General features: G+C 66.2%; 16 protein-coding genes. 11 read left to right on the top strand and 5 right to left on the bottom strand.

The window, feature by feature from the left end; genetic code table 11:
* Nucleotides 1-57 precede the first annotated feature (57 nt).
* The 5 genes from KVP70_RS11685 to KVP70_RS11665 all read left to right on the top strand — a co-directional run bounded on the left by KVP70_RS11685 (nucleotide 58) and on the right by KVP70_RS11665 (nucleotide 5,266).
* Nucleotides 58-615: a DNA-3-methyladenine glycosylase I gene (locus KVP70_RS11685; protein ID WP_217942368.1), complete on the top strand. Its 558-nt coding sequence runs from the start codon at nucleotides 58-60 to the stop codon at nucleotides 613-615.
* Nucleotides 615-2,324 carry an FAD-dependent 5-carboxymethylaminomethyl-2-thiouridine(34) oxidoreductase MnmC1 gene (gene mnmC1 / locus KVP70_RS11680; protein WP_217942572.1) on the top strand — a complete coding sequence of 570 codons (1,710 nt, stop codon included), beginning with the start codon at nucleotides 615-617 and terminating at the stop codon, nucleotides 2,322-2,324. Before KVP70_RS11685 ends, mnmC1 begins: the two co-directional genes overlap by 1 nt.
* Nucleotides 2,325-2,468: 144 nt before the next feature.
* Nucleotides 2,469-3,194: a sensor histidine kinase gene (locus tag KVP70_RS11675; protein WP_217942366.1), complete on the top strand. Its 726-nt coding sequence runs from the start codon at nucleotides 2,469-2,471 to the stop codon at nucleotides 3,192-3,194.
* A complete protein-coding gene (locus tag KVP70_RS11670; protein ID WP_217942365.1) occupies nucleotides 3,191-4,918 on the top strand; it encodes a tetratricopeptide repeat-containing response regulator in 1,728 nt (575 codons plus the stop codon). The genes KVP70_RS11675 and KVP70_RS11670 overlap by 4 nt, the downstream gene beginning before the upstream one ends.
* Before the next feature lie 165 nt (nucleotides 4,919-5,083).
* Entirely contained in the window at nucleotides 5,084-5,266 is a 183-nt protein-coding gene (locus KVP70_RS11665) for a hypothetical protein (RefSeq protein WP_229224756.1), read from the top strand.
* Between the two features lie 23 nt (nucleotides 5,267-5,289).
* On the opposite strand, the gene KVP70_RS11660 is transcribed toward KVP70_RS11665, so the two are convergent.
* The gene (locus KVP70_RS11660; RefSeq protein ID WP_229224755.1) at nucleotides 5,290-5,991 is read right to left on the bottom strand and encodes a PhaM family polyhydroxyalkanoate granule multifunctional regulatory protein; all 702 of its coding nucleotides are present in this window, start codon (nucleotides 5,989-5,991) and stop codon (nucleotides 5,290-5,292) included.
* 158 nt (nucleotides 5,992-6,149) lie between these two features.
* Between KVP70_RS11660 and KVP70_RS11655 the strand changes: the two genes are divergently transcribed.
* The 5 genes from KVP70_RS11655 (at nucleotide 6,150) to KVP70_RS11635 (ending at nucleotide 13,157) form a co-directional block, all read left to right on the top strand.
* Complete coding sequence (locus KVP70_RS11655; RefSeq protein ID WP_217942361.1) at nucleotides 6,150-7,319, top strand: DUF3108 domain-containing protein; 1,170 nt, start codon at nucleotides 6,150-6,152, stop codon at nucleotides 7,317-7,319.
* A 1-nt stretch (nucleotide 7,320) separates the two neighbouring features.
* Nucleotides 7,321-8,091, top strand: coding sequence for a DUF3108 domain-containing protein (locus KVP70_RS11650; protein WP_217942360.1), 771 nt, complete (start codon nucleotides 7,321-7,323; stop codon nucleotides 8,089-8,091).
* Between the two features lie 155 nt (nucleotides 8,092-8,246).
* A complete protein-coding gene (locus tag KVP70_RS11645) occupies nucleotides 8,247-9,602 on the top strand; it encodes a hypothetical protein (RefSeq protein ID WP_217942359.1) in 1,356 nt (451 codons plus the stop codon).
* Nucleotides 9,595-10,323 (top strand): hypothetical protein, encoded by a 729-nt coding sequence (locus KVP70_RS11640; RefSeq protein ID WP_217942358.1) that lies wholly within the window; start codon nucleotides 9,595-9,597, stop codon nucleotides 10,321-10,323. The genes KVP70_RS11645 and KVP70_RS11640 overlap by 8 nt, the downstream gene beginning before the upstream one ends.
* Nucleotides 10,324-10,325: 2 nt before the next feature.
* Nucleotides 10,326-13,157, top strand: coding sequence for an ATP-binding protein (locus KVP70_RS11635; RefSeq protein WP_217942355.1), 2,832 nt, complete (start codon nucleotides 10,326-10,328; stop codon nucleotides 13,155-13,157).
* Nucleotides 13,158-13,161: 4 nt separating this feature from the next.
* Here KVP70_RS11635 and KVP70_RS11630 read toward each other — a convergent pair whose 3' ends face one another.
* The 3 genes from KVP70_RS11630 to KVP70_RS11620 all read right to left on the bottom strand — a co-directional run bounded on the left by KVP70_RS11630 (nucleotide 13,162) and on the right by KVP70_RS11620 (nucleotide 14,545).
* Nucleotides 13,162-13,680, bottom strand: coding sequence for a hypothetical protein (locus KVP70_RS11630; RefSeq protein WP_217942353.1), 519 nt, complete (start codon nucleotides 13,678-13,680; stop codon nucleotides 13,162-13,164).
* A gap of 101 nt (nucleotides 13,681-13,781) precedes the next feature.
* A complete protein-coding gene (locus KVP70_RS11625; RefSeq protein ID WP_217942352.1) occupies nucleotides 13,782-14,024 on the bottom strand; it encodes a helix-turn-helix domain-containing protein in 243 nt (80 codons plus the stop codon).
* Complete coding sequence (locus KVP70_RS11620) at nucleotides 14,024-14,545, bottom strand: DUF2975 domain-containing protein (protein WP_217942351.1); 522 nt, start codon at nucleotides 14,543-14,545, stop codon at nucleotides 14,024-14,026. The genes KVP70_RS11625 and KVP70_RS11620 overlap by 1 nt, the downstream gene beginning before the upstream one ends.
* Before the next feature lie 80 nt (nucleotides 14,546-14,625).
* Here KVP70_RS11620 and KVP70_RS11615 point away from each other — a divergent pair, with 80 nt between their 5' ends.
* The gene (locus tag KVP70_RS11615; RefSeq protein ID WP_217942349.1) at nucleotides 14,626-15,468 is read left to right on the top strand and encodes an alpha/beta hydrolase; all 843 of its coding nucleotides are present in this window, start codon (nucleotides 14,626-14,628) and stop codon (nucleotides 15,466-15,468) included.
* A 1-nt stretch (nucleotide 15,469) separates the two neighbouring features.
* On the opposite strand, the gene KVP70_RS11610 is transcribed toward KVP70_RS11615, so the two are convergent.
* Nucleotides 15,470-16,003, bottom strand: coding sequence for a CcdC protein domain-containing protein (locus tag KVP70_RS11610; protein WP_217942348.1), 534 nt, complete (start codon nucleotides 16,001-16,003; stop codon nucleotides 15,470-15,472).
* Between the last annotated feature and the right edge of the window lie 55 nt (nucleotides 16,004-16,058).

Here is a 16,058-nt window from a genome sequence, read left to right as displayed (position 1 = left end):
CCGCTTGATCCAGCGCTGCTTGCTATACTGGCGCCTTCTCCCCAATCTTCCTCCGCCATGAACAAGACGCGCTGCAGCTGGGCCAATCCGGCCAACCCCCTCTACCTTGAGTACCACGACAAGGAATGGGGCGTGCCTTGCCACGACGAGCGCCGTCTGTTCGAGATGCTCAACCTGGAGGGCGCGCAGGCGGGCCTGAGCTGGGAGACGATACTCAACAAGCGCGAGAACTACCGCGCCGCCTTCGACCAGTGGGACGCCGAAAAGATCGCCGCCTACGACGCCGACAAGGTGGCCGCGCTGCTGGCCGACGCCGGCATCGTGCGCAACCGCCTGAAGGTGGCGGCGGCGATCACCAACGCCCAGGCCTACCTGCGCCTGCGCGCCAGCGGCGCCACGCTGGACCAGTGGCTGTGGGCCTACGTCGGCGGCAAGCCGCTGGCCGCCGACGAGGGACCGCGCCCGGCCAAGACGGAACTGTCGGACCGCATCTCCAAGGACCTGGCCAAGCTGGGGTTCAAGTTCGTCGGCTCGACCATCATCTACGCCTACATGCAGGGCATCGGCATGGTGAACGACCATGCGCCCGACTGCTTCTGCCGGGCGCGCAAGTGATGACGCGGCGGGTGGTGCTGGACACGGAGTTCGGCCCCGGCGAGCGCTTCCTGGCCGAATGGCGCGCCTTGCCGCCGCAGGGCGTGCTGCACTACCTGGCGGTGACGCCGCAAGTGCCGTCCGCCGATGCGCTGGCCGATGCGCTGGCCGACGCCCAGCTGCGCGCCCTGTGGCCGCTGAATGTGCCGGGCTTCCATCGCATCCTGCTCGACGACGGCCGCGTCACGCTCGACCTGCTGGTCGGCGCCCTGGACGCGGTGCTGCCGCAGATCGCCGCGCGGGTGGACGCCTTCCATGTCGCCGCATCGTTCCCCGCAGCGCTGGCGCGCAGCCTGGCGAAACTGGCGGTGCTGGGCGCCACCCTGAACGCGCAGTCGCCGGGCGAAGCGCTGGCCTGGGCGTTGACGTCGGCGGGCTTTGCCTGCCAGGCTGTCGCCGGCACGCAGGACCTCGGCGCGGTCTACCAGAGCCGCAAGCCGCAAGCGGAAGCACCGCCGCCGCCGGTGCGCCGCGCGATCGTGATCGGCGCCGGCCTGGCCGGTTCGTCCGCCAGCCATCGCCTGTGCGCCAACGGCTGGCAGGTCACGCTGATCGAACGCCACGCGGCGCCGGCGCAGGAAGCGTCGGGCAACCTGGCCGGCATCTTCATGCCGCTGCTGTCCAGGGACGACAACATCCCCACGCGCCTGAGCCGCGCCGCCTACACCTTCGCGCTGCGCGAGTGGCGCCGGCTCGGCGGCGTCGGCCGGGCATTCGAGGGCGCCAGCTGCGGCGTGCTGCAACTGGCGCGCGACGCCGAACACGCGACGGTGCAGCAGGACGTGGTGGCCGCATGGGACTACCCGCCGGAGTACGTGCGCTGGCTGGAGGCCGGCGCCGCCGGCGAACTGCTGGGCGGCCCCACGCCGCACGGCGGCTGGCTGTTTGAACTGGGCGGCTGGGTGCGTCCCGCGTCGCTGTGCGAGGCGATGCTCGATGCATGCGGAGACCGTTTGCAGCGCGTGTTCGCGGCCGAAGCGCTGGAGCTGCAACGCGTGGACGGCGAATGGCAGGTGCGCGACATCGACGGCACGCTGATCGCGCAGGCGCCGACCGTGGTGCTGGCCAACGGCGCCAGCGCCATCAACATCGCGCAGGCGGCCGAGCTGCCGCTGTCGCGCTTGCGCGGCCAGGTCACCCACCTGACCGTCCCCGATGCAGCTCGCGACCCGCACGCGCCGGCGCCGCCGCAGCTGCCGCTGGTGGTCTGCCGCGAGGCCTACGTCACGCCGCCGGCCAACGGCATCGTCTGCGCCGGCGCCACCTACGACGACGACGACGACCCCGAACTGCGCGCCTCCAGCCAGCTGGAAAACCTGACCCGCCTGGCCGGGATCGTGCCCGGCGAGGCCGTCGCCGCGTTGGCCTCCAGCGCGCCGCCGGCGGGCCGCGTCGGCTTCCGCTGCGCCGCGCCGGACCGCCTGCCGCTGGCCGGCGCATTGCCCGACTACCCGTCCGCCGGCCGGCTCGAACGCCTGCGCGACGTGCCGCGCCATCCCGGCCTGCATGGCCTGCTGGGCTACGCCTCGCGCGGCTTGATCTGGGCGCCGCTGATGGCGGAACTGTTGGTGTCGCAGCTGGAAAACGCGCCGCCGCCGCTGGAATCGGTGCTGGTCGACGCGCTCGATCCTGGCCGTTTCCTGCTCAAACAGCGCCGCCGCAGCCAGTAGCCGTGGCCCTGTCTTCGTTGCGTTCGCGCAAACGCCGCGCCGCGCGGCGCCATCCCTGCTTGGGCGCCGCCAACTCCACAGGCTATAATGCAGCACTAATAACAATCCCAATCGCGCCTGGCGCCGTCCATGGAGAACCGAACGATGGATGAAGAAGATGCGCAGCACCACCAAGGGTCGCCGGAGCTGTTCATGTTCCTGGCCTCGACTGTGCACGACATGAAGAACTCGATCGGCGTCCTCAATGGCACGCTGGAGAATCTGATGGCGACCGCGCCCGCATCGTCGGAGCTGCCGGGCTACGAGCAGCTCGGACAAATGCTGTACCAGACCAAACGCCTCAACGACAACCTGATCCAGCTGCTGGCCTTGTACAAGGACGTCGGCAAGCCAGGCTATCCCTTCGACCCTGCAGCCTGCCGCATCAGCGAATTGGTCGAGCAGGTGGCGGGGCAGGCGCGCACGCTGCTGCATTCGCGCGGCATCACGCTCGACCTGGACTTCCCGCAGGACGCCATCTGGACCATGGACGAAGACCTGATCATCGGGGTGCTGGTCCACGCCATCAACAACGCCATCCGCTACACGCGCGACCGTCTGCGCCTGGCGGTCCGCGTGGACGGCGACTATCTCGAACTGCGCGTCGAGGACAATGGCGCCGGCTTCCCGCCTTCGCTGCTGGAGGCCGGCGCCAGCGCCATGAACAGCCAGCGCAGCGCCGTCAACTTCCTCAACAACAGCAGCGGCCTCGGTCTCTACTTCTCCAGCGAAGTGGCGAAGATGCACAAGTACCGCCAACGCAGCGGCGCCATCGCGCTGGAAAACGGCGGCGCCCTGGGCGGCGGCTGTTTCGTCCTGCGGCTGCCATGAGCGTGGACGCGATTACCGCCGTCGCCGAAGGCGCCGTCGACTGGGCCGAAAAGCGCTACCTGCTGGTCGACGATTTCGTCGGCATCCGCCAGCTGCTGCGCGAATCGCTGCGCAACCTCGGCGCCAAGCATATCGACCAGGCGGCCAGCGGCGGCGAGGCGATGGTGCTGCTGTCGAAGACCCGCTACGACGTGGTGCTGTGCGATTACAACCTCGGCGACGGCAAGAACGGCCAGCAGGTGCTGGAGGAAGCGCGCATCCGCAACCTGATGCTGCCCAGCAGCGTGTGGCTGATGGTGTCCGCCGAAAAAAGCGTGGAGTCGGTGATGGGCGCGGCCGAGCACCAGCCGGACGCCTATATCATCAAGCCGATCACCGAGGGCGTGCTGCTGACGCGCCTGAACCGCGTGTGGAACAAGAAGCAGATCTTCCGCGAAATCGACCAGGCCTTTGCCGACAAGGACTACCTGCGCGCGGCGCGCCTGTGCGACGAGCAGGTGGCCCACAATCCGCTGCACGAGATCGACCTGCTGCGCATGAAGGCCACGCTGCTGCTCAAGAGCGGCGAGCCGGAACAGGCGCGCAAGGTCTTCGAGCAGGTGCTGGCGGAGCGCGACTACAACTGGGCGCGCTGCGGCCTGGCCAAGATCCTGATGAACAACGGCGAGCTCGATGCGGCGCTGGCGATGTTCCAGGCCGTGATCGCCGACAATCGCTTCTACATCGACGCCTTCGACCAGCTGGCCAAGGCCTTCCAGTTGCAGGGCAAGACCGAGGAAGCCTTCGACGTGCTGGAAAAGGCGGCCAAGCTGTCGCCCAACTCGGTGCCGCGCCAGCGCGCGCTGGGCCAGACCGCGCTCAAGCTGGAGAATATCCCGGTGGCGGAGAAGGCCTTCCGCAAATGCATAGAGATCGGCGAGTACTCGGTGATGAAGACGGTGGACGCCTTCTTCGGCCTGGCGCGCGTGTGCGCGCAGAAGAACGACACCAAGGAAGCCATCCGCCTGCTGGGCGCGGCGGTGCACCAGTTCGGCGGCGACCAGGTCGAGCTGCGCGCCAAGATCACCGAGGGCCTGGTGTACCACGAGACCGGCGACTACCGGCGCGCGCGCAAATCCGGCGACGAGCTCGAAGCGATGCTGGCCGACGAATCCAAGCAGCGGCCCGACACCGAGACCTGCCTGGACATGGCGAGCCTGCTGTTCGCCGTGGGTGTGAAGGAAGCGCCGGTCGGCCTGCTATGCTACGTCACCCGCAACAACCACGACAACGTGGCGCTGCTGGAAGACGTGCAGAAGATCTTCGACAAGGCGCGCATGACCGACGAGGGCATGGAGCTGATCAAGGCTTCGCGCAAGGAAGCGGCGGACATGATGAACAAGGGCGTGCTGCTGTGGAAGACCGGCAAGCTGATCGAGGCGGTCGAGTGGATGCGGGTGGCGCGCAAGGCGCTGCCGCACAATATGCGCATCCTGTTCAACTCCGCGCAGATCCTGATCTCGCAGCTGCATCAAACCGGCTATGTGCGCGAGCTGGCGGACGAGGCGATCGAGGTGCTGATGCATGTCGACGCCATCGCGCCGGGGCAGCAGCGCTTCGCCCAGCTGATGGAGCAGCTGGCGATGCTGGCGCCGATGTCGGGCGTGGTGGCGGCGGCCGCCGCCAGCGAATACGAGGCGGCCAACGGCGCCATACAGGACAAGCATGCGGACGCCCATGAGTGACGGCTGGGCGCAACAGCAAGGCCCGCGGCGGCCTTGTTTCCGGGACAGCAAATGATTACACTGAATTTCGGCGCGGCCTGTCCGTGCCTTGATTCGCTGTCAATATTGAGAGCAAATAAAGGGCACTAAAATATGCGCGATATCGCAAAAGAAGTTTATACGAAAATGAAAGTCGGCAGCGTGGCCTGGATTCGTCCGGTCGCCGCCAAGGGCGACACCGTGGACAGTTTTCAGACCGCCCACGACAGCGCCAAACAGCTCGAAGAGGAAGGCCTGATCGACATCGAGAAGGTGCAGCGGCAGGCCGACGGCCTGATCGACGCCATCCGCATCCAGCGGCTGGCGTAATCAGTGCGGCGCGTCGTCAGGCCTCAGGCCTTGACGGCGGCCGGCTTGGCTTTGGCCGGCGCGCGCTTGCGGGCCGGGGCTTTCTTCGCTGCGGCCGCCGGTGCGCCGGCGGTGCCGGCTGCCGCCGGTTTGGCCTTGGCGGCCGCCGGCGTGGCGGCGGCTGCGGCGAACTTGGCCGCCGTATCGGTGGCGCGCGCCGCGGCCGTGGCCATCATCGATTCGGACGCCATCGCCGTCGACACGGCTTGCTTGAATTGATCTTGCAGCATATTCCACCAGATCGCCGGGTTGGCCATCGGTGCGGGGGCCGGCTTGTCCGCGGCTGCCGCTTCCGGCTTGTCGGCCGCTGCCTGGGCCGGGGCGGGGGCCGGCGTGGGCGCTGCCGGCTTGTCCTTTTCCTTGTCCGCTTCGCGGGCGTGGTGGAAGAAGGCCGACGCGTAGGGGTTGGCGTCGAAGATGGATTTGTGTTCCTTGCTTTGCGGCTGGTTGACCGCCGCCGCCAGGCTGGCGCCGACCGACTTGAGCGTGGCGATGGTGCCGCGCTGGACTTCCAGCGCCTGGATGCTACCGCGCAGCATGCTCATGTTGAGGTTGAGCCAGGCCTCGACGGCTTTCAGGTCGCTGATCTTTTTGTCCAGCTCCTCCACCGACAGCGTCGGTGCGGTCAGGCCGGGCACGCTCATGCTGCCCCACAGGTTTTTGACGAAGTCCAGCGTATCCGTCATTACTGCTGCGCCTGGTATGTTTGGCATTTGCGTATGGGCCATGGAAGTCTCCTGTAGGAATAACGTCCAGCGTAGCAGATAACGGCGCGTGCTTCAAAAGATTTTGACAACATTTCTGCCTGGGCGCGGAGTCGGGCCGAACACGTTAAACTAGCGGCATGAGCTTAAGTACCCATCTATTCCAACGCCGCCGCCTGCTGGTGTTATGCGCAGCCACGCTGGCGCTGCATTATCTGGCGATCGATTGGGTGGGCGACCGTCTCGCGACGCAGTCGCACCGGCCGTCGCCGCTGCCGCAGTCGCTGATGACGGCGCAGCTGCGCCTGGCCTTGCCCAAGCATGTGGAGACGCCGCCGGCGGCCGAGGTCCAGCCCTTGCCGCCGGCCGCCAAGCCGGCCCGCAAACGCAAGCCGGCGCCGGCGCGCGCACCGGAAGCCGCGCCCGAACCGGCCGCGCCGCCGCCTCCAACCGTGGCCGTGGCCGACACCGTGCCCGCAGCCGAGACGCCGGCCGCCGACAGCGGCGCCAGTGCCGGCGCGCAGGCCGGCGCCGCGCAGGCGCAGACCGGCACGCCGTCGCCGCCCGACACCAGCGGCCCCACGCCGGTCGCCGCCGTGCCGGTGGACGCGCCGCCGCCGCAGGGCATGCGGCGCTACAAGGTCAACCTGCCGCCATCGGCCAGCATGGACATGGACGTGGCGCGGGTCGACGCCGACGGCACCAAATGGAGCGGATCGGCCGTCATGACCTGGCACACCGACGGCAGCAACTACCAGGCCTCGGCCGAGGCGGGCATCAGCCTGTTGATCACGCGCCTGAACGCGCTGGTGATGCGCAGCGTCGGCACCATCGACGACTACGGCATCGCCCCCAACACCAGCACGCAGAAGCGCGGCCGCCGCGCCGAGACGGCGACCCACTTCAACCGCGACGCCGGCACCATCACCTTTTCGGCCACGGAACGCAGCTACCCGCTGATGGTGGGCGCGCAGGACATGGCGACGGTGCCGTTCCAACTGGGCGGCATCGGCCGCGCCGACATCAACCAGTTCGGCAGCGACATCGAGATGCAGGTCGGCGACGACCGCGAAGCGACGCTGTTCCGCTTCCAGCTGGTGGGTGAGGAAGAGTTGAACACCAAGATGGGCAAGGTGGTGACCTGGCATCTGAGCCGGCCGCCGCGCCCCGGCAGCTACTCGTCGCGGCTGGACATCTGGCTGGCGCCGGGCCTGAACTGGTACCCGGTCCAGCTGCGCAACACCGAAGCAAGCGGCGCGCTGACGACGCAAACCGTCTCCAAAATAACAATGACAGAATCCGGAAAATAATATGCAAACTATTTACACCAGGCGCCTGCTGGCCCTGAGCGCCGCCATTTTGCTGGGCAGCGCGGCCCACGCCGCCGAAGCTCCGGCTGCGGCCGGCGAGCACCCGAGCGTCAAGCGTCCCCACAGCCTGCCGCCGTCGGCCGACCTGTCGTACACCATCAAAGCCAAGCAGCACGGCTTGAGCCTGGGCGGCACGGCCACCGTGCAATGGCGCGCCGGCGACGGCAAGTACTCGGTCGCCACCGAAAGCCGCGCCGCGCTGTTCGGCAAGATCCTGGAAAACCGCAGCGAGGGCGAGATCGACGAATTCGGCCTGGCGCCGACCACCTTCTACGAAAAGCGCTTCCGCAAGGACCCGAGCACCACCACCTTCCAGCGCGACGCCAGGACCATCAGCTTCAGCGAAGGCGACGAGACCTACCCGATCAAGGGCGGCGAGCAGGACCGCACCAGCATCCAGTGGCAGCTGGCGGCGCAGGCGCGGGCCACGCCGGACAAGTTCAAGCCGGGCAGCGAATGGAAGTACTTCGTCGCCGGCCGCCGCGACGCCGAGCTGTGGAGCTTCAAAGTGATGAAAAATGAGGCAGTGCAGATCGGCACGGGGGAAGTCAACGCCGTCCACCTGGTCAAGGCGCCGCCGCCGGACGCGCAGGGCCAGCAGGTCGACCTGTGGCTGGCGCCGGCGATGGACTGGTACCCGGTGCGCGTGCGCTTCAACGACAACGACGGCGACTTCGTCGACCAGACGCTGGAAAAGGCGGTCAAAAAATAAAATGGGGGTCAAGTCTGACATTCGGACACGAGCTCCGCTGTAGGCGCCGCCTACAGCGGAGCTCGTGTCCGAATGTCAGACTTGACCCCCGCTTTTGCCTGTTATACTGACGCCCCCGCAATCTAGTCGTTGCGATGCGTACAGAATGGCAAAGAATGATAGAAATTATAACAAGTGAGCTGGATCAGCAACAGCAGCAGGACAGCCTGCAAGCCCACTTCCAGCCGAATTTTTCGGCCGACGAGATCGAGCAGGTCTACCAGCTGAAACGCGCGCAGCCGCTGCTGCAGGTGTTCACGGCGCTGTTCCACGGCGGCTTCGACGGCGTGCTGGTGCGCCTGCTGGTGCTGCGCGAGCTGGCGTCCGACGCCGCGTCGTCCACCTTCTCGCGCGCCGACATCAACACCCGCCTGGCCTACCTGCTGCCCGAGTCGCTGGAAACGGTGCTGATGCGCCTGCGCACCAACCAGCTGCTGGCCTGGGACGCGCAACAAGCCGTCTACCGCGTCACGCCGATGGCGCGCAACGTGCTGTCGGCCATCGACGGCCTGCTGACCCTCGGTAAGAACGAAGACACGGCCGACATGGGCTTCCTGCTGTCGCAGGTGGCCGGCGCCCAGGTGATGGGCGGCGTCACCGTCGACCAGCTGAACCACCTGCTGGGCCGCCTGGTCGACCTGACCGAGGAGTTCTCCGACGCCATCGCCTCCGGCTCCGAGTTCCGCCTGCGCGCTTCGCAGGCCAAGTGGCACACCGCCTGCGACTGGGTGGAGAAGGGCTCCGAGATCCTGCGCGCCATCCTGTCCGATGAAAACGCCGACGGCGCCACCCACAAGGCGGCGCAGGCGATCGGCCGCGCGCAATCGGCGCTGCTGAACATGCAGGGCATGTTCTCGCGCGCGCTCAACCAGATCGAGCGCCAGCGCGTCCACCTGGGCCAGTCCGGCCTGTCCACCACCGACATCAAGCGCTGGCTGCTGCTGCACGAAGACCTGGCCTCGCTGGCCGAAGGCGCGATCGACCAGCCGGTGGTGCCGCTGTTTATCACCCCGGCCGAGATGATCGACGTCGCCGAGACCGAACTGCTGCAGGACCGCGCCATCAGCGCCGTTTCCAACGGCCTTCCCGCCGGCACCGACGCCCCGACCACCATCAGCGACGGCCCGCAGATGCAGCGCGAGCTGGACGACTGGCTGGCGCGCCTGTCCGACTTCGCCGCGCTGGGCAACTTCCCCAGTGTCGCCGACGAGGGCCCGAAAGCTATCCCGGTGCAGGATTCGCTGCTGCCGGCGTCGTTCGCCGTGGCCTCCTACCGCGCCTCGCTGCTGCCGCTCTTGGGCGACGCCGACGAGGCCCGCCTGCAAGGCGCCACCGCCGAACTGGCGCGCCTGCCGGTCACCTTCACTCCGACCGACGAAATGATACAGCTGCCCGATTTGCACGTGGCGGCGATGTCCCTGGCCTCCCTCTCACTGTCTTTGAATACGGAAGGCGACAAGTCAGATGAATGACGATTCCCAAATCCTGATCGCGCGCCTGCTGACGCATCAAACCCTGCGCCGCGACGATAAACTGGTCAAGCGCGTGCTGTCGGACGAGTTGTTCCGCGCCGAAGTCGACGCCCGTTTGCTGGCCACCGGCCTCAAACTGCTGGACAACGTCTACGCCGACCACGTGACGATCGCGCTGCACCGGGCCATCGAGCCGAAGATCTTCGGCGCCCGCGACGTCTGGCAGAACAACAACTTCGGCCTGTCGCGCGACGGCGTGGCCCTGCTGGTGGTGCTGTGGGCGCAGATCATCCTGCCCAAGCGCGAACGCCAGGAGACCCACCAGCACGCGGACGACGACCAGAACGACATGTTCGGCGTCGAGAAGCCGCTGCCGCGCGCGGAAGACACCTCGATCGGCATCGCCTACAAGGCGCTGCTGGCCGACTTCGGCGACAAGTTGGGCAAGAAGACCCGCCTGGACATGAACCTCGGTATCCTGGCCAAGCTGGGCTTCATCGAGCGTCGCGGCGACATCATCGTCGAAGGCCCGCTGCTGGACCTGATGATGGATACCGACCAGCTGAAAGAGCGCATCATCAACGGCGCGCTGGCCGACGTGTTCAAGCGCTCGCCGGCGCAGATCATCCCGGTGCCGCGCAGCGCGCCGCCGATCGCCGCCAACGACGACGAGGTGGCCGACGACGCCGCCCCCGACTCCGAACTTCCAGCCGAGGACTAAACGTGTTTCACATTAAATCATTAGAACTGGTCCACTGGGATTACTGGCAGCGCATCAAGAACATCCCGCTGGACGCCAAGATCATCACCATCGCGGGCCAGAACGGCTCCGGCAAGACCACTTTGCTCGACGCCCTGCGCACGCTGTTCGGCCTCGATTGCTCGATGGGCCGCACCTACAAGCACTACGCCCGCCACAGCGGCCAGCAGACTGCCTGGCTGCGCGCCGTGGTCGACAACAAGAACGTCGGCAAGCAGTTGTCCAACCGTCCGTTCCGCAGCTCCGGCTTCTTCAGCGACGACGAAGTGACGCTGTTCTGCCAGATCCAGAAAAACGGCGGCGACTGGAAGCGCCAGTACCTCATGCGTCCCGGTAACGTGCAGATCGAAGACATCGGCGAGGCCGGCAACGACTGGCTCGGCGTCGAGAACTACCGCAAGCGCCTCGCCAACGCCGGCCTGTCGCCGGCGATGGCGAAAGTGCTGGCGCTGGAGCAGGGCGAGACCGACAAGCTGTGCGAATACGCGCCGCGCCAGTTGCTGGACCTGGTGTTCCAGGTCTTCGGCGACAAGGAAGTGCTGGATGCCTACGACGAAGCCAAGCGCCACCAGCGCGACACCGAGATCGAGCTGAAACGCTTCGAGACCGAGCTGGAAGCCTCCAAGACCAATCTGGAGGGCCTGCGCCTGCGCGTGGCCAATTACCACCAGTGGGAAGACCTGAACAAGGAGCGCCGCAATCTGCAGGAAGAAGTGCTGCCAACGCTGGAGTACCACGAGGCGCGCGAAAAGCACGCCAACATCAGCCGCCAGCTGCGCGACGCCCGCAAGCCGCTGATGCAGGCCGACGCCCAGCTGACCGACAAGCGCAACGCGCTGGCCGCGCAGGCCAAGGCGCTGACCGACGCGCAGCAGCACGAGACGGTGCTGGAGCAGGAATCGACCGCGCTGCAAAACCGCCTGAACCAGATCAACGGCAAACTCAAGCCGCTCGACAGTCTGCTGGAACAGAAGGTCCGCCTGCAAAAGCTGGCCGACGACGCCGGCGGCGACTTGGCGGCGGTGGCGCAGCAGTTGCAGGAAAAAGAAATCGAACTGGCGCGCCAGCGCATGGCGCGCGACGCCGTCGCCGCCAAGATCGCCGGCGAACTGTCGACCATCGCCGCCCTGCAGGGCAAGACCGCGATGCCGGAACCGGAAGCGCAACGCGGCATGCGCCGCGCGCTGAACGACGCCGGCATCAGCCACGCCATGCTGTCGGACATCGTCGAGGTGACGGATGCGCGCTGGCAGGGCGCGATCGAAGGCGTGCTGGGTGGCTATGCCTCGGTGGTGCTGCTGGATAAATCGTCCGACGCTTCGGCCGCGTACCGCCTGGCGGAGAAGGAGCGCTATCGCCACTTCATCGTGCCGGACCTGGTGCACGCGCCGACCGTCAAGGACGATTCGCTGATGTCGGTGGTGAAGTTCTCGGCCAAGGTGCCGTCCTGGCTGGTGGAGCAGCTGTCGCGCATCACCCGTGTGGACACCGTGGACGCCGGTGCCAAGCTGGGTAGCCACGACGAGTGGATCACGCCGGACGCCTACCACCGCGAACGCCGCGGCGGCCGCTCGCTGTTCGTGGAAGCTTCGCGCTACCGCTTCGGCTCCGCCGGCCGCACCCAGCGTATGGAAGCGATCCAGAAATCGCTGCCGGCGCTGGAGGCGCAGGAAGATGCGTTGACCTTGATCGTGTCCAAGCTGGCGACCGAAATCAGCACGCTGAAATCGCGCCTGGCCGGTGTGGACGCCGCCAAGGAACTGGCCGCCCGCCAGGAGGAATTCGACGAAGCGGCGCGCAACGCCGTGCCGCTGAAGGAAGAACGCACCGAAGTCGGTACCCGCCTGGGCGAGCTGCAAGCGCTGATCAAGAACGCCGTCGTCACGCGCACCCGCGCCGACACGACGTGGCAGAACGCGCGCTTTGCCTTGTCGGAATCGGAAGCCGGTCTGCGCCTGAACAACAAGCGCCAGATCGAGCAGCGCTCCGACCACGCGCGCGCCTTGCTCACGCTACGCAAGAACTGGCGCCACTTGCCGAAGAGCTGGCGTCGTCCGGACCGCCGCACGCGCCTGGTCAACGAGCACCAGAATTCGCACCAGGTGGTGTTGCGGGTGCACTCGCTGGAGGCCAGCCTGGCCCGCAGCGACTGGGAACTGGACGCCACCGTGATCGACCAGTACCAGCGCCTGAACGATCAGCTGCACGGCCGCCAGTCGGAAACCGAGGAGCGCCGCTACCAGAACAACCGCGCCATCGAGGCCACCGGCAACGCGCGCGGCGCCTACATGGAGCGGCTGCGCTACACCATCAAGACCTACTCCAAGAACATCAAGGAGCTGGGCGAGCTGGCGGGCATCGAGGTGCACTCCGATCCGGTGCGCCTGGAGAACGACGATACGCTGCTGTCGCAGGCCGGCCTGCACGTGCGCTTCAAGTTCGATGGCAAGGGCATCATCGGCATGAACGACGGCGAAGCTTCCGGCGGCCAGCAGGTGATGAAATCGCTGGTGCTGCTGATTGGTTTGCTGAAGTCGGAAGATGGTTCCGGCGGCTTCGTGTTCATCGATGAACCGTTTGCCCACCTGGATATCCGTAACATCCAGCTGGTCGGCGAGTTCCTGAAGAACACCGACGCGCAGTACCTGATGACGACCCCGCTGACGCACAACACCGACGTCTACGATCCTTCGGAACTGACGCTCATCACGAGCAAAAAGAAGAAGGACACGGAGTGGGCGCAGCCCATCTTCGTGCTGCAACGCCGTCCGGTGGAAGCGGCGAAGGTGGCTTGATCGTTCAGGCCTGGGCCGGCCGCTCGTCGAGCAGCCGGTCCAGCTGTTCGGCGAGGCTGGCGGCGGCGAAGTTGCCCTTGGCTCTTTGCACCGCGTCCAGGTAGGGCATGCGCAGTTCGCGCAGTTCTTCGACCGAGCTGGCTTTTTCCACCTTCAGCTGCAAGGTGAAGCCGCGCAGACCTATCGTGCTCTTGATGGTCTTGTTATAAAACTCGTACAGCGCCTGGAATTGACTGGCCTGCGAGACCGCCACCGGGGCCGGGGCCAATGGCGCGGGTTCGGCCACCGGCGCCACCGCCATCGTTGCATAGCTGGTTGAAAGCACGATAAGCCCCCCCTCCAACAGTTCGTCCAGGGCGGCGATCGTCAGTCCCAATCCCGCCACATTGCGCAGCAATTCTTCTTCCGTACGACGACCGTCGATCAATACCAGCAGGCTTCTGAGACGTGGTGCGAGCTGGTACTTGCGCGTCGCGATCTCGTCCCGGCCCTTGGCGGTCTTGTCGTAAATCGAAGTATTCATGAAAGTGCAAATTAGTTGCCCTGTGGATACTCTCAGAATACCACCAAACCTTCTCCACACAGCAGGAAATAAGATAGCACTGTCGTTAAAAAGACGTCGCCTTATAGAAGTTCGCCGGCATCGCCGCCGGTGTCGCCTTCATCCTGCACCCAGGTCAGGATGTCGCCGGGCTGGCACGCCAGCCGTTCGCAGATCTTCTCCAGCGTGGAAAAGCGCATGCCCTTCACCTTGCCGGATTTGAGCAGCGACAGATTCTGCTCGGTGATGCCGACATAGGCCGCCAGTTCGCGCGACTTGACCTTGCGCTTGGCCAGCATCAGATCGAGGTTGATCAGGATCGCCATCAGACAAAGCCCTCGTTCTCTTCGCGCAGGCGGCGGCCTTCCTGCATCAGCCGCGTGATCAGGTAGAACATGCCGCACACCAGGATCAGCATCAGCTGCTCGGAATTGACGCCGATGGCGAAGTGCTGCTCACCGTTGCCGGTCATGCGCAGAGCCAGCGTGCGCACCGGCAGTTCGACGATGGACAGCAGCGTCGAAAGCAGGGTGGCGCCGGCGAAGGCGCGCAGGTGGCCGATCGACTGCGCCGTGAACAGGTCCTGGCGGCGGAAGTTGAGCAGCAGCCGGTCCAGCCGCCACAGTCCATAGAACAGCACCAGCGTGATGGGCAACGCCAGCGCCGCGCCGATCATGCGCTGGGCCGGCGTCAGGGCCAGCTTGGCGCCGAAGGGCATGCCGATGGCGGTCATGTCGATGGTCATGGAGCCGATGCTGGGCGCGTAGGTGGTCCAGGCCAGCACGAAGAAGGCCGCTTGCACGGCTACGCACAACCACAGCAGAACGCGGATCAAGGTGATTTTCATATTTATCGTAATACAGTAAAAAATTATCGTTTTACATTAAAACTTTGTTGTTATATATTGTACATTCACTGGAGATAATTATGAAACTCATATTGGTACTAATAGTGGCGATGTTGTCGGGATGCGCGGTGCAGATCGGCGAGGGCAGCGTGGTGCGTCCGGACCGCGCGGGCGAGGCCAGGCCAGCGGGCCACGTCGGCGACGCCGGCACGGCGGGCTACAAACTGGCGTCGGTGTCGCTGGCGGCGGATGATGGACAGCTCAATGGTGTGAGCGCCACCGCCGCCGGTGGTGACGGCAACGCGCTGACGGTGCTGTACTTCGGCGGCAACGGCTTCCACCTGGACGAACATGGCGACCATGTGCTGGCCGCCGTCGGCCCGTGCCGCGCCGACGTGGTGATGATCGATTATCGCGGCTACGGCCGCAGCACCGGCGTGCCGACCATCGCCACCATGAAGGCCGACGCGCTGCGCGAGTTCGACCTGGTCAACGCCCAGGCGCCGGGCCGGGTGATCGTGCATGGACAGTCGCTGGGTAGCTTCATCGCCGCCTACGTGGCGCAGCAGCGGCCCGCCGTGCGTGGGCTGATACTGGAATCGACCACCACCAATGCGCGCGACTGGGCCAACAACATGCTGCCCTGGTATGCGTGGCCATTCGTGCGGGTGGAGCTGAGCGAGTCGCTCAAGGGGATAGACAACGTGGCGGCGGCTTCGGGCTTCGCCGGGCCGGCGCTGGTGCTGGAGGGGAGTGACGACAAGGTGACGCCGCCGCGCCTGGCGCGCCAGGTCTACGACGCCCTGCCGACGCAATCGAAGCGCATGGTGATGGTGCCGGACGCCGGCCACAATGGCGTGCTGTCCAGCGCTGCGGTGCGGCCGGCCTACTGCGAGTTCGTGCAGCAGCTGGCGGCTAAATAGTTCATTTGATATCGAAGATATCGATCGGGCGCGGCACCGGCTTGACGGCGCGGCGCCAGCGCAGCAGCAGCAGGTGGTAGCAGCCCCAGAAGCCTGCGGTCAGGCCAAACACCACTGCCGTCAGCGGATGGCCGATGAAGTCCGGGTCCAGCGGCAGCTGGTCGTGCATGTGCAGGTAGGCCTCGAACAGGCGGTAGATCAGGCGGCCGAAGAACAGCATCGTCACCAGCAGGCCGAAACGGCGGTTCTGCGTGTAGAAGAAGCCCTCGGCCGTGTTTTGCAGGCGCGTCAGCTTCATGTTGCGGTGGCCCAGCGCGGCGCCGACGGCAGCACCGACCAGCAGCGCGGCCAGCGCCTGCCATTTTCCGATCAGGACCACGGCCAGCACGGCCAGCGTCACGCCCGCCACCGTCGCGTAGGCGGCGTGGCGCCACAATTCGGATTTGTTGCGGCCCATCAGGCGTTTCAGGCGCGAGTAAATGCGCCAGACGGCCAGCGGCACCAGCAGCAACAAGACGATAGTAGGCATATCCATAAGCGATTCCAACGGCGTGATTCGAAGAACCGCGATTGTACGCCAAGCCGCCGCC

It is taken from the genome of Duganella violaceipulchra (genome assembly GCF_019166075.1).
Taxonomy (GTDB): domain Bacteria; phylum Pseudomonadota; class Gammaproteobacteria; order Burkholderiales; family Burkholderiaceae_D; genus Rugamonas; species Rugamonas violaceipulchra.
The sequence above is the reverse complement of the archived record's forward strand: the minus strand, read 5'-3'. Positions and strand labels throughout refer to the sequence as shown.

Coding starts and splice junctions, on each gene's coding strand:
- KVP70_RS11640 (WP_217942358.1), top strand. CDS start 9,595: ATGAATGACGATTCCCAAATCCTGATCGCGCGCCTGCTGACGCATCAA.
- KVP70_RS11630 (WP_217942353.1), bottom strand. CDS start 13,680: ATGAATACTTCGATTTACGACAAGACCGCCAAGGGCCGGGACGAGATC.
- mnmC1 (WP_217942572.1), top strand. CDS start 615: ATGACGCGGCGGGTGGTGCTGGACACGGAGTTCGGCCCCGGCGAGCGC.
- KVP70_RS11615 (WP_217942349.1), top strand. CDS start 14,626: ATGAAACTCATATTGGTACTAATAGTGGCGATGTTGTCGGGATGCGCG.
- KVP70_RS11665 (WP_229224756.1), top strand. CDS start 5,084: ATGAAAGTCGGCAGCGTGGCCTGGATTCGTCCGGTCGCCGCCAAGGGC.
- KVP70_RS11620 (WP_217942351.1), bottom strand. CDS start 14,545: ATGAAAATCACCTTGATCCGCGTTCTGCTGTGGTTGTGCGTAGCCGTG.
- KVP70_RS11650 (WP_217942360.1), top strand. CDS start 7,321: ATGCAAACTATTTACACCAGGCGCCTGCTGGCCCTGAGCGCCGCCATT.
- KVP70_RS11655 (WP_217942361.1), top strand. CDS start 6,150: ATGAGCTTAAGTACCCATCTATTCCAACGCCGCCGCCTGCTGGTGTTA.
- KVP70_RS11675 (WP_217942366.1), top strand. CDS start 2,469: ATGGATGAAGAAGATGCGCAGCACCACCAAGGGTCGCCGGAGCTGTTC.
- KVP70_RS11625 (WP_217942352.1), bottom strand. CDS start 14,024: ATGGCGATCCTGATCAACCTCGATCTGATGCTGGCCAAGCGCAAGGTC.
- KVP70_RS11660 (WP_229224755.1), bottom strand. CDS start 5,991: ATGACGGATACGCTGGACTTCGTCAAAAACCTGTGGGGCAGCATGAGC.
- KVP70_RS11645 (WP_217942359.1), top strand. CDS start 8,247: ATGATAGAAATTATAACAAGTGAGCTGGATCAGCAACAGCAGCAGGAC.
- KVP70_RS11670 (WP_217942365.1), top strand. CDS start 3,191: ATGAGCGTGGACGCGATTACCGCCGTCGCCGAAGGCGCCGTCGACTGG.
- KVP70_RS11685 (WP_217942368.1), top strand. CDS start 58: ATGAACAAGACGCGCTGCAGCTGGGCCAATCCGGCCAACCCCCTCTAC.
- KVP70_RS11610 (WP_217942348.1), bottom strand. CDS start 16,003: ATGGATATGCCTACTATCGTCTTGTTGCTGCTGGTGCCGCTGGCCGTC.